Here is a 735-nt window from a genome sequence, read left to right on the forward strand (position 1 = left end):
AGTAGTATATTTGTACAGTAGGTAAGCTTTCCTTAAGAGTGGGCAATTGTTCCTTTCCGAAAACCTGAAGGAGACTTTTTTTCCATGTTTTTGAAGAAGCGTCCAAAAGCTTGTACATCTTCAAATCCTATTTCATAGGCTATCTCCTGAATGCTCTTATTTGTATAGTGCAAAAGTCTTTTTGCCTCCAGCATTTTTCGCTCCTGGATAAACTGCAAAGGGGTTTTAGAGGAAAGTTTGGAAAAAAGATTGGCGAGGGTCTTAGGAGATTTATGAAGTAATGCTGCATATTCGGCTACCGTATGTTTGGTTTTAAAATGCGTTTCCACCAGAAAGTTATACTCTCTTATGATATCGGTTTGCTCATTATCAAAGGAAGAATACGTAGTTTGATTCTTATAAACCCTTGCACAAATAATTAAAAACCTTTTTAGCATCATTTGTAACATCTCCAGTTGCAAATTATCATTGGTTTGAAGCTCTAGCAGGAACATTTGATAAACTGTTTCAAAAATTTCCAGCTCTGATGTCGGGATATTTAATACCGCCAGCTTTGAAGCTCCAAAAAAGAGAACTCCCTTACATCCCACCTCACTATCGTGATCAATAATGCAATAAAAGGAGCGATTAAAGCGTATCATTTGCGCAGCATTAATGGCAGTTATTTCAATCTTATGGAATTCTGTCAAACAGATGATCTGGTTTTTATGAAACTCATAAGGAACAGAATCAATG

Annotated in this window: 1 protein-coding gene; it reads right to left on the bottom strand. The window is 36.3% G+C overall.

Translation table 11 applies throughout. The features are described 5' to 3' along the window. Positions 1-32: 32 nt before the first annotated feature. Positions 33-735: helix-turn-helix domain-containing protein (locus LB467_RS18665; RefSeq protein WP_224475661.1), on the bottom strand; the 703-nt coding region annotated here is incomplete at its 5' end.

Origin of the sequence: Salegentibacter tibetensis, from assembly GCF_020164485.1 — a bacterium.
GTDB lineage: Bacteria > Bacteroidota > Bacteroidia > Flavobacteriales > Flavobacteriaceae > Salegentibacter > Salegentibacter tibetensis.